The 15,858-nt window shown below is 59.0% G+C and carries 14 protein-coding genes; 12 read left to right on the top strand and 2 right to left on the bottom strand.

What is annotated here, in order from left to right; translation table 11 throughout:
- Nucleotides 1-36 precede the first annotated feature (36 nt).
- The 11 genes from ACA049_RS27810 to ACA049_RS27860 all read left to right on the top strand — a co-directional run bounded on the left by ACA049_RS27810 (nt 37) and on the right by ACA049_RS27860 (nt 14,240).
- A complete protein-coding gene (locus ACA049_RS27810) occupies nt 37-2,847 on the top strand; it encodes an LPS-assembly protein LptD (protein ID WP_497331317.1) in 2,811 nt (936 codons plus the stop codon).
- Nucleotides 2,828-4,144, top strand: a complete 1,317-nt coding sequence (surA, locus tag ACA049_RS27815) for a peptidylprolyl isomerase SurA (protein ID WP_497331319.1) — start codon at nt 2,828-2,830, stop codon at nt 4,142-4,144. Before ACA049_RS27810 ends, surA begins: the two co-directional genes overlap by 20 nt.
- Nucleotides 4,141-5,130 carry a 4-hydroxythreonine-4-phosphate dehydrogenase PdxA gene (pdxA, locus tag ACA049_RS27820; RefSeq protein WP_497331321.1) on the top strand — a complete coding sequence of 330 codons (990 nt, stop codon included), beginning with the start codon at nt 4,141-4,143 and terminating at the stop codon, nt 5,128-5,130. The genes surA and pdxA overlap by 4 nt, the downstream gene beginning before the upstream one ends.
- Nucleotides 5,127-5,945 carry a 16S rRNA (adenine(1518)-N(6)/adenine(1519)-N(6))-dimethyltransferase RsmA gene (gene rsmA / locus ACA049_RS27825; RefSeq protein WP_497331323.1) on the top strand — a complete coding sequence of 273 codons (819 nt, stop codon included), beginning with the start codon at nt 5,127-5,129 and terminating at the stop codon, nt 5,943-5,945. The genes pdxA and rsmA overlap by 4 nt, the downstream gene beginning before the upstream one ends.
- A 123-nt stretch (nt 5,946-6,068) precedes the next feature.
- Nucleotides 6,069-6,449, top strand: coding sequence for a Co2+/Mg2+ efflux facilitator ApaG/CorD (apaG, locus tag ACA049_RS27830; RefSeq protein ID WP_497331325.1), 381 nt, complete (start codon nt 6,069-6,071; stop codon nt 6,447-6,449).
- Nucleotides 6,449-7,330, top strand: a complete 882-nt coding sequence (locus tag ACA049_RS27835; RefSeq protein WP_497331327.1) for a symmetrical bis(5'-nucleosyl)-tetraphosphatase — start codon at nt 6,449-6,451, stop codon at nt 7,328-7,330. Before apaG ends, ACA049_RS27835 begins: the two co-directional genes overlap by 1 nt.
- 33 nt (nt 7,331-7,363) lie before the next feature.
- Nucleotides 7,364-7,693 carry a thiosulfate sulfurtransferase GlpE gene (gene glpE, locus ACA049_RS27840; RefSeq protein WP_109635326.1) on the top strand — a complete coding sequence of 110 codons (330 nt, stop codon included), beginning with the start codon at nt 7,364-7,366 and terminating at the stop codon, nt 7,691-7,693.
- 296 nt (nt 7,694-7,989) lie between these two features.
- Entirely contained in the window at nt 7,990-9,912 is a 1,923-nt protein-coding gene (locus ACA049_RS27845; RefSeq protein WP_010467160.1) for a PrkA family serine protein kinase, read from the top strand.
- 204 nt (nt 9,913-10,116) lie between these two features.
- Nucleotides 10,117-11,388 (top strand): YeaH/YhbH family protein, encoded by a 1,272-nt coding sequence (locus tag ACA049_RS27850; RefSeq protein WP_010467159.1) that lies wholly within the window; start codon nt 10,117-10,119, stop codon nt 11,386-11,388.
- Nucleotides 11,385-12,947, top strand: a complete 1,563-nt coding sequence (locus tag ACA049_RS27855) for a SpoVR family protein (protein WP_497331329.1) — start codon at nt 11,385-11,387, stop codon at nt 12,945-12,947. Before ACA049_RS27850 ends, ACA049_RS27855 begins: the two co-directional genes overlap by 4 nt.
- A gap of 63 nt (nt 12,948-13,010) precedes the next feature.
- A complete protein-coding gene (locus ACA049_RS27860) occupies nt 13,011-14,240 on the top strand; it encodes a multifunctional CCA addition/repair protein (protein ID WP_497331331.1) in 1,230 nt (409 codons plus the stop codon).
- Between the two features lie 107 nt (nt 14,241-14,347).
- Here the strand turns inward: ACA049_RS27860 and folK are convergent, their stop codons facing one another.
- Together folK and folB are read right to left on the bottom strand one after the other, a co-directional pair.
- On the bottom strand, nt 14,348-14,866 hold the full coding sequence (gene folK, locus ACA049_RS27865; RefSeq protein ID WP_497331333.1) for a 2-amino-4-hydroxy-6-hydroxymethyldihydropteridine diphosphokinase: 519 nt from the start codon (nt 14,864-14,866) through the stop codon (nt 14,348-14,350).
- Complete coding sequence (gene folB, locus ACA049_RS27870; protein WP_008051601.1) at nt 14,857-15,213, bottom strand: dihydroneopterin aldolase; 357 nt, start codon at nt 15,211-15,213, stop codon at nt 14,857-14,859. Before folB ends, folK begins: the two co-directional genes overlap by 10 nt.
- Before the next feature lie 74 nt (nt 15,214-15,287).
- On the opposite strand from folB, the gene plsY reads away from it, so the two are divergent.
- Entirely contained in the window at nt 15,288-15,857 is a 570-nt protein-coding gene (gene plsY, locus ACA049_RS27875; RefSeq protein WP_150654008.1) for a glycerol-3-phosphate 1-O-acyltransferase PlsY, read from the top strand.
- Nucleotide 15,858 lies beyond the last annotated feature (1 nt).

The raw sequence follows: 15,858 nt of genomic DNA on the forward strand, positions 1-15,858 counted from the left end.
CGGGCAGATGGCACGCAGGAAGCCCGGACTAATAAGATGGCATTGAAATCCCCCGCGTTTCGTAAAAAATTTCCGTTGTTGGTTACCGGCAGTCTGCTGGCCCTGCAACCCCTAGCCACCTCATTCGTGGTCGCCGCGGAACAGTATGACTGCTCAGTCTCTGCTTCGGGTGCCTGGGACTGTGCGCCAAAAGCGCCAGCGGCGGCATTGCCACCGCGTCCCGTCCATGAAGGCAGCGCAGTTTCCGCCACGGGCGAACCTGCGACCGAGAGTGGCACCAGCGAAGACACCGGCGCCAAGCCTGTGCTGGTTACCGAGTCCAAGGGCCGCGGCCTGAAGTCGCGTAGTGCAGACTACAGTCACCTCGACTGGGTTCCGCGCGAGAACCTCACGGCGGCGCAACTGGCTGAAACCGGTCCTTACTGCTCTGGTTCCTATATCGAACCGATTCGTCCTGGCATGAATGACAAGACGAATAAAAGTGACGCCCCGACCTTTATCGGCGCGAAGGCCTCCCGCTATAAGCAGGAAGAGCAAGTCGCGACCCTGGCCGGTGACGTCGTCATGCGTCAGGGCAGCATGCAGGTCGAAGCTGACGAAGCGAACCTGTACCAGGCCGAGAGCCGTGGCGAACTGAGCGGCAACGTGCGCATTCGCGACAACGGCGCGCTGATCGTGGGCGACCACGCCGACGTGCAGCTCGATACCGGTGAAGCCAAGGTCGATAACGCCGAATACGTGATGCACAAATCCCGTATCCGCGGTAACGCGCTGTACGCCAAACGTGCCGAAAACGCGATCATCCGCCTCAAGGATGGTACGTACACCACGTGCGAACCGAACAGCAACGCCTGGCAGCTCAAGGGCAACAACATCACCTTGAACCCGGCGACCGGTTTCGGTACCGCGACCAACGTGACACTGCGGGTCAAGGACATTCCTGTCCTGTACACGCCGTACATCTATTTCCCGATCGACGACCGTCGCCAGTCCGGCTTCCTGCCGCCGACTATCGGCACGGGCAGCGATACCGGCTTCATGCTGGTCACACCGTACTACTTCAACCTGGCACCGAATTACGATGCCACGTTGTATCCGCGTTACATGAGCAAGCATGGCTTGCTGATGGAAGGTGAATTCCGCTACCTGACCAAGTCCAGCGAAGGTCAGTTCGGTGCTGCGTACCTCAACGACGAAGACACCGAACGCAGCAAGCAGACCGATTACCAGAAAAACCGCTACATGTATAACTGGCAGCATAAAGGTGGCCTCGACTCGCGCGTTTTCACGCAAGTCGATTACACCAAGATCAGCGATCCGTATTACTTCCAGGATCTGCAGACTGACCAGATTGGTGTGAAAAGCGCTGACTACGTTAACCAGCAGGGTTCTGTCAGCTATCGTGGCGACAACTACACCGCTCGCATCAACGCCCAGGCTTATCAGCTGGCGACTGTTGCCAACCTCACACCGTATGATCGTCTGCCGCAGATCACTTTCAACGGCGCGCTGCCGGAACATCCGGGCGGATTGGATTTCACTTATGAATCTGAAGTGGTGCGGTTTGATCGCGACCTGAAAAACGGCAACTTTACCAATGAAGACGGCACTGTAAGTCCGCGCCTTGACACTAACATTCAAGGTCTTGCGCGAGCCACTGGCGATCGCCTCAACCTGGCGCCAGCCGTCAGCCTTCCGCTGGATTGGACCTACGGCTTCCTGAAGCCGAAGCTCAAGTATCAGTACACCCAGTACCAGCTGGATCTGGACAGCATTGGCAAGAACCAGATCGTGGCTCAGGATCAAGCTGCAGCTGCAGCCGGAACAAGAAATTTCAACGGCGATTTCGGCAGCAGCCAGAACCGTGGCGTTCCAATCGCCAGCATCGACAGCGGCCTGTACTTCGATCGCGACACCCAATGGTTCGGCAAGAACTACCGCCAGACCCTTGAACCACGCCTGTTCTACCTCTACGTACCGGAGGAGAACCAGGAAGATATTCCGGCGTTCGATACCAGCGAATACACATTCAGCTACGCATCGCTGTTCCGTGACAACCGGTTCTCTGGCTCCGACCGTATCGGGGACGAGAACAAACTGTCGCTGGGCATCACTAACCGCTGGATCGAAGACAGCGGTTTCGAACGTCAACGCATCAGCGTAGGCCAGGCCATGTACTTCAAGGACCGTGAAGTTCAGTTGCCGGGTATCAATCCAAGAGATCGCGCCGATGCTCAAGCCAATGTTTCGCCGTACGCACTGGAATACGTGTATCGCTGGAACAACGACTGGAGCACCACCGCTGACTACAACTGGGACCCGGACAGCCGCAGCCCTCGCTCGGGTAGCGCGATGTTCCACTACCAGCCTGAAGACAACCCGAACAAGGTTATCAACGCCGGCTATCGCTATCGTAACGATCAGGTTATCTACAATCAGAACACCGGTAAGTGGCAGTTCGGCGGTGACTACGGCACCCCTGGCCAACCTGGCTATGTGAAGGACTACTACAAAATCCAACAGCACGACTTCTCGGTGATCTGGCCGATCGTGCCGCAATGGAACGCTATCAGCCGCTGGCAGTATGACTACAACCGCAACCGTACCCTGGAAGCCTTCGGTGGTTTCGAGTACGACAACTGCTGCTGGAAACTGCGCCTGATCAATCGTTACTGGGTTTCGTATGACGAATTCAGTCAGAACGCCCCGGAAAACGAAAAAGGCGACCACGGCATCTTCCTACAAGTTGTTCTGAAGGGACTCGGCGGCCTCACCGGCGCCAAAGTAGAGAGCTTCCTCGACAAAGGCATCCAAGGTTATCGTGAACGTGAAGACCAAGCTTTCTGATTGTCTGCGCCCGCTAGTGCTGGGCGCGCTGTTCCTGGGTACCGCGGCCAACGCCGCGGTGCAGTCCATCGATAAAGTGGTGGCCATCGTCGACAACGACGTGGTCATGCAGAGCCAACTGGACCAGCGTGTTCACGAAGTTCAGCAAACCATCGCCAAACGCGGCGCTGCAGTGCCGCCGGCCGGCGTGTTGGACCAGCAGGTGCTTGAGCGCCTGATCGTCGAAAACCTGCAACTGCAGATCGGCGAGCGTTCCGGCATCCGCATTACCGATGAAGAACTGAACCAGGCTGTCGGCACCATTGCCCAGCGCAATAACATGTCTATTGATCAGTTCCGTGCCGCCCTGACTCGCGACGGCCTCTCTTACGAGGACGCTCGGGAGCAGATTCGCCGCGAAATGATCATCAGCCGTGTGCGTCAGCGTCGTGTGGCCGAACGCATCCAGGTTTCTGAGCAGGAAGTGAAGAACTTCCTCGCTTCCGACCTCGGCAAAATGCAGCTGTCCGAAGAATTCCGTCTGGCCAACATCCTGATTCCTACACCGGAAAGCGCTAACTCCGAAGCGATTCAGAATGCGGCCAAGCAGGCTGATGCGGTTTACCAGCAACTCAAGCAAGGCGCGGACTTCGGTCAGTTGGCAATCGCCAAATCCGCCAGCGAAACCGCACTGGAAGGCGGCGACATGGGCTGGCGTAAAGCCGCTCAACTGCCACCTCCGTTCGATCGCATGCTGAGCACCATGACGGTTGGCGACATTACCCAGCCAATGCGTACGCCGGGCGGCTTCATCATCCTGAAGATCCTCGACAAGCGTGGCGGTGAGACCCAGACGCGTGACGAAGTGCATGTACGTCATATCCTGGTCAAACCTAGCCCGATCCGCGACGAAGTAAAAACCAAGGCCTTGGCTGAATCGCTCTACACCCGAATCGAAGCGGGCGAAGATTTCGGCGAGCTGGCGAAAAGCTTCTCGGAAGATCCGGGTTCCGCCCTCAACGGTGGCGACCTGAACTGGATCGACCCGAATGCGTTGGTGCCTGAGTTCCGCGAAGTGATGGCCAAGACCCCACAAGGTCAGCTGTCCAAGCCGTTCCAGACCCAATACGGCTGGCACGTTCTGGAAGTCCTTGGCCGTCGCGCCACCGACAGCACTACCCAGGCCCGTGAGCAGCAAGCGATGACCGTACTGCGTAACCGCAAATACGACGAAGAGCTGCAAACCTGGCTGCGTCAGATCCGTGACGAAGCGTACGTAGAGATCAAACTCCCTGGTGCAGACCAGGCAGCGCAGTGAAACCCAAGCGTTTCGCGCTGACACCCGGCGAACCAGCCGGCATAGGTCCCGACCTGTGCCTGCTGCTTGCCTCGCAAGCCCAGCCACATCCCCTGATTGCCATTACCAGCCGCGACCTGCTCCTCGAGCGGGCTGCGCAGCTGGGCGTGGTCGTCGATCTGCTCCCGGTCGCGCCGGGCAGCTGGCCGGATGCTCCGGCACCCGCCAACAGCCTGTATGTCTGGGACACCCCGCTGAATGCACCGGTCACCGCCGGGCAACTGGACAAGGCCAATGCTGCTTTCGTCCTGGAAACCCTGACCCGTGCGGGCCAAGGCTGCCTCGACGGGCATTTCGCCGGCATGATCACCGCCCCTGTGCACAAAGGCGTGATCAATGAGTCCGGGATTGCCTTCTCCGGGCACACCGAATTTCTTGCCGACCTGACCCATACCGCACAAGTGGTGATGATGCTCGCCACCCGCGGTTTGCGCGTGGCACTGGTCACCACTCACCTGCCCCTTCGGGAGATTGCCGATGCAATCACGCCGGAGCGGCTGGAACGGGTCACACGGATTCTGCACACAGACCTGCAACAAAAGTTCGGCATTGCCCGGCCACGCATCCTGGTCTGCGGGTTAAACCCGCACGCCGGTGAAGGCGGACACCTGGGCCATGAAGAAATCGACATCATCGAACCTACATTAGAGCGCTTGCGCGGTGAGGGCATGGACCTTCGCGGCCCCCTGCCCGCCGACACTCTGTTTACCCCCAAATATCTGGAGCACTGCGACGCGGTGCTGGCGATGTACCACGACCAGGGCCTGCCCGTGCTGAAATACAAAGGCTTCGGCGCGGCAGTCAACGTGACCCTGGGCTTGCCGATCATCCGCACGTCGGTCGACCATGGCACTGCCCTGGATCTGGCCGGCAGCGGCAACATCGACACCGGCAGCCTGCAAGTCGCCCTGGAAACCGCCTACCAGATGGCCGAGACCCGTTTATGACCGAGCATTACCAACACCGGGCGCGCAAGCGTTTCGGCCAGAACTTCCTGCACGATGCCGGCGTTATCGACCGCATCCTGCGCTCCATCCACGCCAAGCCTGAAGACCGCCTGCTGGAAATCGGCCCGGGCCAGGGTGCGCTGACCCAAGGCCTGTTGGGCAGTGGCGCGCAACTGGACGTGGTGGAACTGGACAAGGACCTGATCCCGATCCTCAATCAGCAGTTCGCTGGCAAGAGCAACTTCAACCTGCATCAGGGCGACGCGCTGAAGTTCGACTTCAACAGCCTGAACGCCGCACCGGGCAGCCTTCGGGTTGTCGGTAACCTGCCGTACAACATCTCGACGCCGCTGATTTTTCACCTGCTGCATAACGCCAGCCTGATCCGCGACATGCACTTCATGCTGCAAAAGGAAGTGGTCGAGCGTATGGCGGCGGGCCCTGGTGGCGGTGACTGGGGTCGCCTGTCGATCATGGTTCAGTATCACTGCCGGGTTGAGCACCTGTTCAACGTCGGCCCCGGGGCGTTCAACCCGCCACCGAAAGTCGATTCGGCCATCGTGCGCCTGGTGCCTCACGCGGTGCTACCGCACCCGGCCAAGGATCACAAGCTGCTGGAACGTGTGGTGCGCGAAGCCTTCAACCAGCGCCGCAAGACCCTGCGCAACACCCTCAAGTTGCTGCTGAGCAACGACGAAATCACCGCAGCCGGCGTCGACGGCAGCCTTCGTCCAGAGCAGCTCGACCTCGCCGCTTTCGTGCGCCTGGCCGACAAGCTCAGCGAACAGGTCCTGCCATCCCCCGCCGTCGACTGACAAGCGACGAACGTTATCGGGTAGGACACCAGCGCCCATGTCTGGTTTACTACCCGATACTTGGCCTAGACTGAGTTCAATCAGCTACGCCCCGCGTCCCGCTTCGTTTTTAAGGCCTCTTGCATGTCCGATCCTCGTTATCAGGTCGACGTCAGCGTCGTCACCCGCTATCTGGCAGAACAATCGCAACCCGAGCACGACCGCTTTGCCTTCGCCTATACCATCACCGTGCAGAACAACGGCGAGCTTGCAGCCAAGTTACTGTCACGGCACTGGGTCATCACCGATGGCGACGGGCATGTCGAAGAGGTCCGTGGTGCGGGCGTTGTTGGCCAGCAACCATTGATCGAACCGGGCAAAAGCCATACCTACAGCAGCGGCACCGTCATGACCTCCAAGGTCGGCACGATGCAAGGCACTTATGAGATGGTTGCCGACGACGGCAAACACTTCGACGCCACCATCGCGCCATTCCGCCTGGCGGTGCCCGGAGCCCTGCACTGATGGCGACGTACGCCGTCGGTGACCTTCAAGGCTGCCTTGAGCCGCTGCAATGCCTGCTCAAACAAGTCGCCTTCGACCCTGCAAAGGATCGTTTGTGGCTGGTGGGCGATCTGGTCAACCGTGGCCCGCAGTCTCTGGCGACCTTGCGCTTCCTTTATAGCTTGCGCGACTCGCTGGTGTGCGTGCTCGGCAACCATGACCTGCACTTGCTGGCGGCCGGGCAGAACATTGAACGCCTGAAGAAAGCTGACACCCTGCGCGAGATCCTCCAGGCACCCGATGCTGCGGAACTGCTGGAGTGGGTGCGCGGGCAAAAGCTCATGCACTACGACGAACAGCGCAACATCGCCCTCGTCCATGCCGGCATCCCGCCCCAGTGGTCGCTGCGCAAAGCATTGAAGTGCGCCGCAGAGGTCGAAGAAGCCCTGCGCGACGACAACCGTTTCCCGGCCTACCTTGACGGCATGTACGGCAATGAACCGGTGAAATGGGACAACGACCTCAAAGGCGTGACCCGCCTGCGCGTGATCACCAACTATTTCACCCGCATGCGTTTTTGTACCAGCGAAGGCAAACTCGACCTCAAGGGCAAGGAAGGCATCGACACCGCGCCGCCGGGTTACGCACCTTGGTTCAAGCACAAGGAGCGCAAGACCAAGGACGTGAAGATTATCTTCGGTCATTGGGCTGCGCTCGAAGGGCGCTGTGATGAGCCGGGCATCTTCGCACTCGACACCGGGTGTGTCTGGGGCGGCGCCATGACCTTGATGAATGTCGATACCGGTGAACGCCTGCAGTGCAAATGCGACGAACATGGCCACACCCTGCCGCCAGTCGCCCCCTCTATCCCCGAACAAACGCCAGCCAGCGCCCAGCGCTAGACTGCGCTTTCAGCCGAGCCACAGGAGCCCGCCATGAGCGAATTCAAACGCATCCCCCCAGAACAGGCACAGGCCCTGCGCGAACAAGGCGCAGTGGTGGTTGATGTCCGTGATCCTGCTACTTTTGCCGCGTTGCACATCAGCGGCTCGAAGCATCTGGACAATCATTCGTTGCACGCCTTTATCCAGGCGGCCGATCTGGACGCACCGACCGTAGTGGTCTGCTACCACGGCAATTCCAGCCAGGGCGCCGCCGCGTACCTGATCAGCCAGGGCTTTTCCGACGTGTACAGCATGGATGGCGGTTTTGAGCTGTGGCGTACGACTTATCCTGCGGAAACGGCGCAAGGCACGTCCGAATAATTTTTTTGCAACGTGCAAGCCCCGGCCCCCGCGGGCTCGCACGGTGGCAGACGAACGGTCTGCCACAACTAATTACGTATCGACCCTTTACCTCTCGAATTCCCAACTATCCTTAAGCGCAGGCCATCCAAAACAGGGGAGAGCCGGTACACCGGCGCGCGGGTCATCGGGAGTAGCTTTCGGGGTAGTCAGCTCCGAAGGAGTTCTGGGGGGTAAACAGCAACTGCATATCCGGTTGCTGCCAGCATCGACTGAATGATCCGGCGTCGGCTCCACGTATCGAGCGAGGTGACGTCATGAGTATCTTTAGCCACTTCCAACAACGCTTCGAGTCCACACGCCAGGAAGAACTCTCGCTGCAAGAGTATCTTGAGCTGTGCAAACAGGACCGCAGCGCCTACGCCTCCGCCGCCGAGCGTCTATTGCTGGCTATCGGAGAACCGGAGCTGCTCGACACCTCGACCAATTCGAGACTGTCGCGAATCTTCTCCAACAAGGTGATCCGCCGCTATCCGGCCTTTGAAGACTTCCACGGGATGGAAGAATGCATTGACCAGATCGTGTCGTATTTCCGCCATGCCGCTCAGGGCCTGGAAGAGAAGAAACAAATCCTCTATCTGCTCGGCCCCGTCGGTGGCGGTAAATCGTCCCTGGCCGAGAAGCTCAAACAACTGATCGAGAAAGTGCCCTTCTACGCGATCAAGGGCTCGCCGGTATTCGAGTCGCCACTGGGTCTGTTCAACGCCACCGAAGATGGCGCGATCCTCGAGGAAGATTTTGGCATCCCACGGCGGTATCTCAACACCATCATGTCGCCATGGGCGACCAAACGCCTGGCCGAATTCGGCGGCGACATCAGCCAGTTCCGCGTGGTGAAACTCTATCCGTCGATCCTGAATCAGATCGCGGTGGCCAAAACCGAACCGGGCGATGAAAACAACCAGGACATCTCGGCGTTGGTGGGCAAGGTCGATATCCGCAAACTCGAGGAATACCCACAGAACGACGCCGACGCCTACAGCTATTCGGGCGCACTGTGCCGGGCCAACCAGGGCCTGATGGAATTTGTCGAAATGTTCAAGGCACCGATCAAGGTGCTGCACCCATTGCTGACCGCCACTCAGGAAGGCAACTACAACAGTACCGAAGGCCTCGGGGCGATTCCGTTTACCGGGATCCTGCTGGCTCACTCCAACGAATCGGAATGGCACACCTTCCGTAACAACAAGAACAACGAAGCCTTCATCGACCGGATCTACATCGTCAAAGTGCCGTACTGCCTGCGGGTCAGTGACGAAGTGAAGATCTACGACAAGCTTCTGTTCAACAGCTCCCTGGCCAAGGCCCATTGCGCGCCAGACACCCTGAAAATGCTCGCCCAGTTCACCGTGCTGTCACGCCTCAAGGAGCCGGAAAACTCCAACATCTACTCCAAGATGCGCGTGTATGACGGCGAGAATCTCAAGGACACGGATCCAAAAGCCAAGTCGATCCAGGAATACCGCGACAATGCCGGTGTAGACGAAGGCATGAACGGTCTGTCGACCCGGTTTGCGTTCAAGATCCTGTCCAAGGTCTTCAACTTTGACCCGCACGAAATCGCCGCCAACCCGGTGCACTTGCTCTATGTGCTGGAACAGCAGATCGAACAGGAACAATTCCAGGCCGAGACCCGCGAACGCTATCTGCGCTTCCTCAAGGAATACCTGGCTCCGCGTTATATCGAATTCATCGGCAAGGAGATCCAGACCGCCTACCTCGAGTCTTACAGCGAGTACGGCCAGAACATCTTCGATCGCTACGTGCTGTACGCCGACTTCTGGATCCAGGACCAGGAATACCGCGACCCGGAAACCGGCGAGATCCTCAACCGCGTCGCGCTGAACGAAGAACTGGAGAAAATCGAAAAACCGGCCGGCATCAGCAATCCGAAGGATTTCCGCAACGAAATCGTCAACTTCGTACTGCGCGCACGGGCCAACAACAATGGCAAGAACCCGACCTGGCTCAGCTACGAAAAACTGCGGGTGGTCATCGAGAAGAAAATGTTCTCCAACACCGAGGACCTGCTGCCGGTCATCAGCTTCAATGCCAAGGCCAGCAAAGAGGACCAGCAAAAGCACAACGACTTCGTCACACGGATGGTCGAGCGGGGCTACACCGACAAACAGGTACGACTGCTGTCCGAGTGGTACCTGCGGGTCAGAAAATCACAGTAACCCGCTGCCGGTCAGACCGGTTGTCGTCAGCCAGAGACCTGTGTGCGCTTTTTCTGTTACACAGGCCTCTGGAAGGTGTTCGAAAGTCGGTAGCGAGGTTCAGGCAGCATCCAAAGCGCTTGGGGGAGCGTGAACATCCCTTGGCACTCGGTACGATGCTGCATAACCGCTCGCCCCTTTCAGGACAGCTTCTAAGGAGCAGTCATGAGCTATGTGATCGACCGACGTCTCAATGGCAAGAACAAGAGCACGGTGAACCGTCAGCGGTTTCTGCGGCGCTATCGTGACCACATCAAGAAGGCCGTCGAAGAGGCGGTCAGTCGGCGTTCCATTACCGATATGGAACACGGCGAACAGATCAGCATCCCCGGCCGCGACATCGACGAGCCGGTGCTTCACCACGGACGCGGCGGCAAACAAACGGTCGTGCACCCCGGCAACAAGGAATTCACCAGTGGCGAACACATCGCCCGCCCACCCGGCGGTGGCGGCGGCCGGGGCCCGGGCAAAGCGGGCAACTCGGGTGAAGGGATGGACGAATTCGTCTTCCAGATCACCCAGGAGGAATTTCTCGAATTCATGTTCGAGGACCTCGAACTGCCGAACCTGGTCAAACGCAACCTGACCGGCACCGACACCTTCAAGACCGTTCGTGCGGGCATCAGCAACGAAGGCAACCCGTCACGGATCAACATCATCCGTACCTTGCGTTCAGCCCATGCTCGGCGAATCGCCCTGTCTGGCAGCAGCCGGGCAAAATTGCGCGAAGCCAAAGAGGAGTTGCTGCGACTCAAGCGGGATGAACCGGATAACTTCGGCGATATTCAGGAAATCGAGGCAGAAATCGAAAAACTCAGCGCGCGCATTCATCGCGTGCCCTTTCTCGACACCTTCGACCTCAAGTACAACCTGCTCATCAAGCAGCCGAACCCCAGCTCCAAAGCGGTGATGTTCTGCCTGATGGACGTGTCCGGCTCGATGACCCAGGCGACCAAGGACATCGCCAAGCGCTTCTTCATCCTGCTGTACCTGTTTCTCAAGCGTAACTACGACAAGATCGACGTCGTGTTCATCCGCCACCACACCAGTGCCCGCGAAGTGGATGAGGAAGAGTTCTTCTACTCCCGGGAAACCGGCGGCACCATCGTCTCCAGCGCCTTGAAGCTGATGCAGGAGATCATGGCCGAGCGTTATCCGAGCAATGAGTGGAACATCTACGCGGCCCAGGCCTCCGACGGCGACAACTGGAATGACGACTCGCCGATCTGTCGCGACATCCTGATCAACCAGATCATGCCGTTCGTGCAGTACTACACTTACGTTGAGATTACCCCGCGCGAACATCAGGCCTTGTGGTTCGAGTACGAACGCATTGCCGAAGCCTTCTCTGACACTTTTGCCCAGCAGCAACTGGTCTCGGCCGGGGATATCTATCCGGTCTTCCGTGAACTCTTCCAGCGCAGGTTAGTGACATGACCGCCAAAGAGCAGAAGCGCCAACCCATTTCCACCGGCTCCGAATGGACATTCGAGCTGATCCAGGCCTATGACAAGGAAATCAGTCGCCTGGCAGCCCGTTATGCCTTGGATACCTACCCCAACCAGATCGAAGTGATCACCGCCGAGCAGATGATGGACGCCTACGCCTCCGTCGGCATGCCGCTGGGTTATCACCATTGGTCCTACGGCAAACACTTCCTCAGCACCGAGAAATCCTACAGCCGCGGGCAGATGGGACTGGCCTACGAGATTGTGATCAACTCGGACCCCTGCATCGCGTACCTGATGGAAGAAAACACGATCTGCATGCAGGCCCTGGTGGTCGCTCACGCGTGCTACGGCCACAACAGCTTCTTCAAGGGCAACTACCTGTTCCGCACCTGGACGGACGCCAGTTCGATCATCGATTACCTGGTCTTTGCCAAGCAGTACATCATGCAATGCGAAGAACGCCACGGCATCGACGCGGTGGAGGACCTGCTGGATTCCTGCCACGCGCTGATGAACTACGGAGTCGATCGCTACAAACGCCCGTATCCGATTTCGGCGGAAGAAGAACGCCGTCGGCAGAAGGATCGGGAAGAGCATTTGCAGAAGCAGATCAACGATCTGTGGCGGACCATTCCAAAAGGTGCGGACAAGTACAGCGACAAGGACAACGCACGCTTCCCCGCCGAACCTCAGGAAAACATCCTCTACTTCATCGAAAAACACGCGCCGCTGCTGGAGCCCTGGCAGCGGGAAATCGTGCGGATCGTGCGCAAGATTGCCCAGTATTTCTACCCGCAACGCCAGACCCAGGTGATGAACGAAGGTTGGGCGACGTTCTGGCACTACACGCTGATGAATGACCTGTATGACGAAGGCCTCGTCACCGACGGTTTCATGATGGAGTTTTTGACGTCCCACACCAGCGTGGTCTACCAACCCGGCTTCGACAGCCCCTACTACAACGGCATCAACCCCTACACCCTGGGTTTTGCCATGTACCGGGACATCCGTCGCATGTGTGAACACCCGACCGAAGAGGATTACCGCTGGTTCCCTGAGATTGCCGGCACCGACTGGCTGTCGAGCATCAAGTTCGCCATGAGCAGCTTCAAGGATGAAAGCTTCATCCTGCAGTACCTGTCACCCCAGGTGATCCGCGACCTCAAGTTGTTCAGCATTCTCGATGATGACCAAAAGGACGATCTGCTGGTCCCGGCGATTCACGACGAAGGGGGCTACCGCATCATTCGCGAAACCCTGGCCGCGCAGTACAACCTGGGTAATCGCGAGCCCAACATTCAGATCTACAGCATCGACCGGCGCGGCGACCGCTCCCTGACCTTGCGTCACCAGCAGCACGACCGCAAACCGCTGGGCGAGTCCACCGAGGAAGTGCTCAAGCACCTGCATCGGCTGTGGGGCTTCGACATTCACCTGGAAACGCTGCAAGGCGACCAAGTCATGAAAGTTCACCATGTCCCGCCCAGAGGCGAGCACAGCGAGGGGGATTACGGCCGGCTGGACCTGGCCGTCATTCATCTTTGATCCTGTTTCTGCCTCCGGAAGTTCGACGCAAAGGTTATTCTGTCGAGCTAACGGAGGTTTTTTATGCGGATTTATAAAGTCGGCGGTGCGGTACGTGATCGCCTGCTGGGCAAGCCTGTCACCGATATCGACTGGGTCGTGGTCGGCGCCACCACCGAAGAAATGCTCGCCAAGGGCTTTCGCCCGGTAGGCGCTGACTTCCCGGTATTTCTTCACCCCAAGAGCGGTGAGGAATACGCCCTCGCCCGTACCGAACGCAAAAGCGGACGCGGCTACGGCGGCTTCACCTTTCACGCCAGCCCCGAAGTCACCCTCGAAGAAGACTTGATCCGTCGCGACCTGACGATCAACGCCATGGCCGAAGACGATCAGCAGAACCTGACCGACCCGTATCACGGCCAGCGCGATCTCGAAGCTCGCGTGCTGCGTCACGTGTCCCCCGCGTTCGCCGAAGATCCGCTCCGTGTTCTGCGCGTTGCCCGCTTCGCAGCCCGTTACGCCGAACTGGGTTTCACCGTTGCGCCTGAAACTCTGGCGCTCATGCGTCAACTCAGTCATTCAGGCGAACTGGAGGCGTTGACTGCCGAACGCAGCTGGAAAGAGATTTCCCGTGCGCTGATGGAAGATCAGCCACAGGTGTTCATCGAGGTGCTGCGCAAATGTGGCGCGCTCAAGGTGTTGATGCCGGAAGTCGACGCTCTGTTTGGCGTGCCACAACCGGAAGCCCATCACCCGGAAATCGACACGGGCGTGCACACCCTCAGCGTGCTCGAACAAGCGGCGCTGCATAAACAACCGTTGACCGTGCGCTGGGCGTGCCTGCTGCACGACCTGGGCAAAGGATTGACGCCCGAGGAAGAATGGCCAAGGCATATCGCCCACGAACATACGGGCCTGAAGCTGATCAAAGCGGTCAACGAACGCTTCAAGGCACCGAAGGATTGCCAGGAATTGGCATTGCTGGTGGGCCAATATCACACTCACGGCCATCGCGCCCTGGAGCTGAAACCCTCGACGTTGCTGGAGTTGCTGCAGAGCTTTGATGTTTATCGCCGGCCTCAACGGTTTGAAGAGTTCATTGCCGCGTGCGAGATGGACGCGCGTGGCCGCAAAGGGTTGGAGCAGAGAAGTTATCCACAGGCGGATTATTTGCGCGGGGCGGCGACTGCGGCCCGGAGCGTGGCGGTTCAGCCGTTGCTGGAGAAGGGATTCAAGGGGCCGGAGTTGGGCGAGGCGATCAAGCGGGAACGGCTTAAGGCGTTAAAAGTTTACAAGGAGGCGGCGTCTGCCTGAAAAGCTTCGCGGGCAAGCCTCGCTCCTACAAGTTCTGCGTCGCTTGCCCATCGGCAAATGACTTGCATCTGTAGGAGCGAGGCTTGCCCGCGAAGACGTCATCCGCCTCACAACAAATGCGAAGGCGTCAGCTGCTCACCGCGCCACTCGAACGCCACCGGCGCCAGCACCTGATCAATCTGCGCCTCGCCCCACAACGTCGCGAAGCTTTTTCCTACGCTCGGATGCACTCGATCCGGCGCAATCAGCGACAACGGCCACAACACAAAGGCATTTTTCAGAATCTCTGCCCGCGGCAGGATCAACCCATCGAAATTACCCACCAGATCGCCAAACAGCAGCACGTCGATATCCAGCGGCAGACCCTTGCGGTCTGGCGCGTAACGGCCATTGTCCGCCTCGATGAATTTCAATCGACGGTCCAGCTCCATCAGCGGCAGATCGGTGTAGGCCGAGACCACGAAATTGAAGAACGGCCCGCTCTTGATCCCCACTGGCTGGCTTTCGAACACCGCCGAGCAACGGATATCCACCAGGAAACCCGCCAGAGCTTCGAGCCCAGCCTGCAAATGGGTTTCGCGCTCGATATTGCTACCGAGCCCGAGATACACCTGAGTCAGCGACATCCGCGCTCGATCTCCACGCCCACACCACCGGTGGCCGCCGGGACGGCGCCAGGTTTGGTCAGTTTGAGGCGCATCCAGGTGATCTTGAATTCGCTCATCAACACTTCCACCAGACGTTCGGCAAAAGTCTCGACCAGCTGGAACTGCGCCTGCTCGGCAAAGGCCTGGATGCGCGACGAAACGCTCGCGTAGTCGAGCGCCAGGGTCAGGTCATCCCCGGCAGCGGCCGGGCGATTGTCCCAGGCGAAGCTCAGATCAAGTCTCAGGCACTGTCGGATGCCTCGTTCCCAGTCGTAGGCACCAATCACGGTGTCGACTTCCAGGCCCTCGATAAACACTCTGTCCAAGCACTTTTCTCCGCTGCACGACAAGGGCGCAATGCGCCGTTAGAATCAGGGCGTCCTCGCCCGGAATAGTTAGCATGTTTTGGTTATTGGCGACCCTCGCCTACCTGCTCGGCTCTCTGTCCTTCGCCATTTTGCTCAGCCGCCTGACGGGTAACCCCGATCCGCGAATGAGTGGCTCGGGTAATGCCGGCGCCACCAACATGTTGCGCCTGGCTGGCAAGAAACTCGCCATCCTGACCTTGATCGGCGACCTCTGCAAAGGCCTGCTGCCGGTGCTGATCGCCGGTGTTGCGGGTCTTTCCCTGCAAGAACAGGCCTGGATCGGCGTTTGTGCCGTCATCGGCCACCTGTTCCCGCTGTACTTCCGCTTTCGCGGTGGCAAGGGTGTCGCCACCGCGGCCGGCATGCTGCTGGGCCTGTATCCGCCCGCTGCATTGCTGGCGGTCTGTGCCTGGTTGCTGACGTTCTACCTGACCCGCACCAGCTCACTGGCGGCGCTGATCGCCACGCCGTTGACCCTGCCATTACTTGCCTGGCAAGAGCCGGCGGCGTTGCTGCCCATGAGCGCACTCACGGGGCTGATCGTCTGGCGTCATCGCGGCAATCTACGCGACCTGTTTGCCGGGCGCGAACGGCATTTTTAAA

This window comes from Pseudomonas sp. LBUM1662 (genome assembly GCF_059695915.1).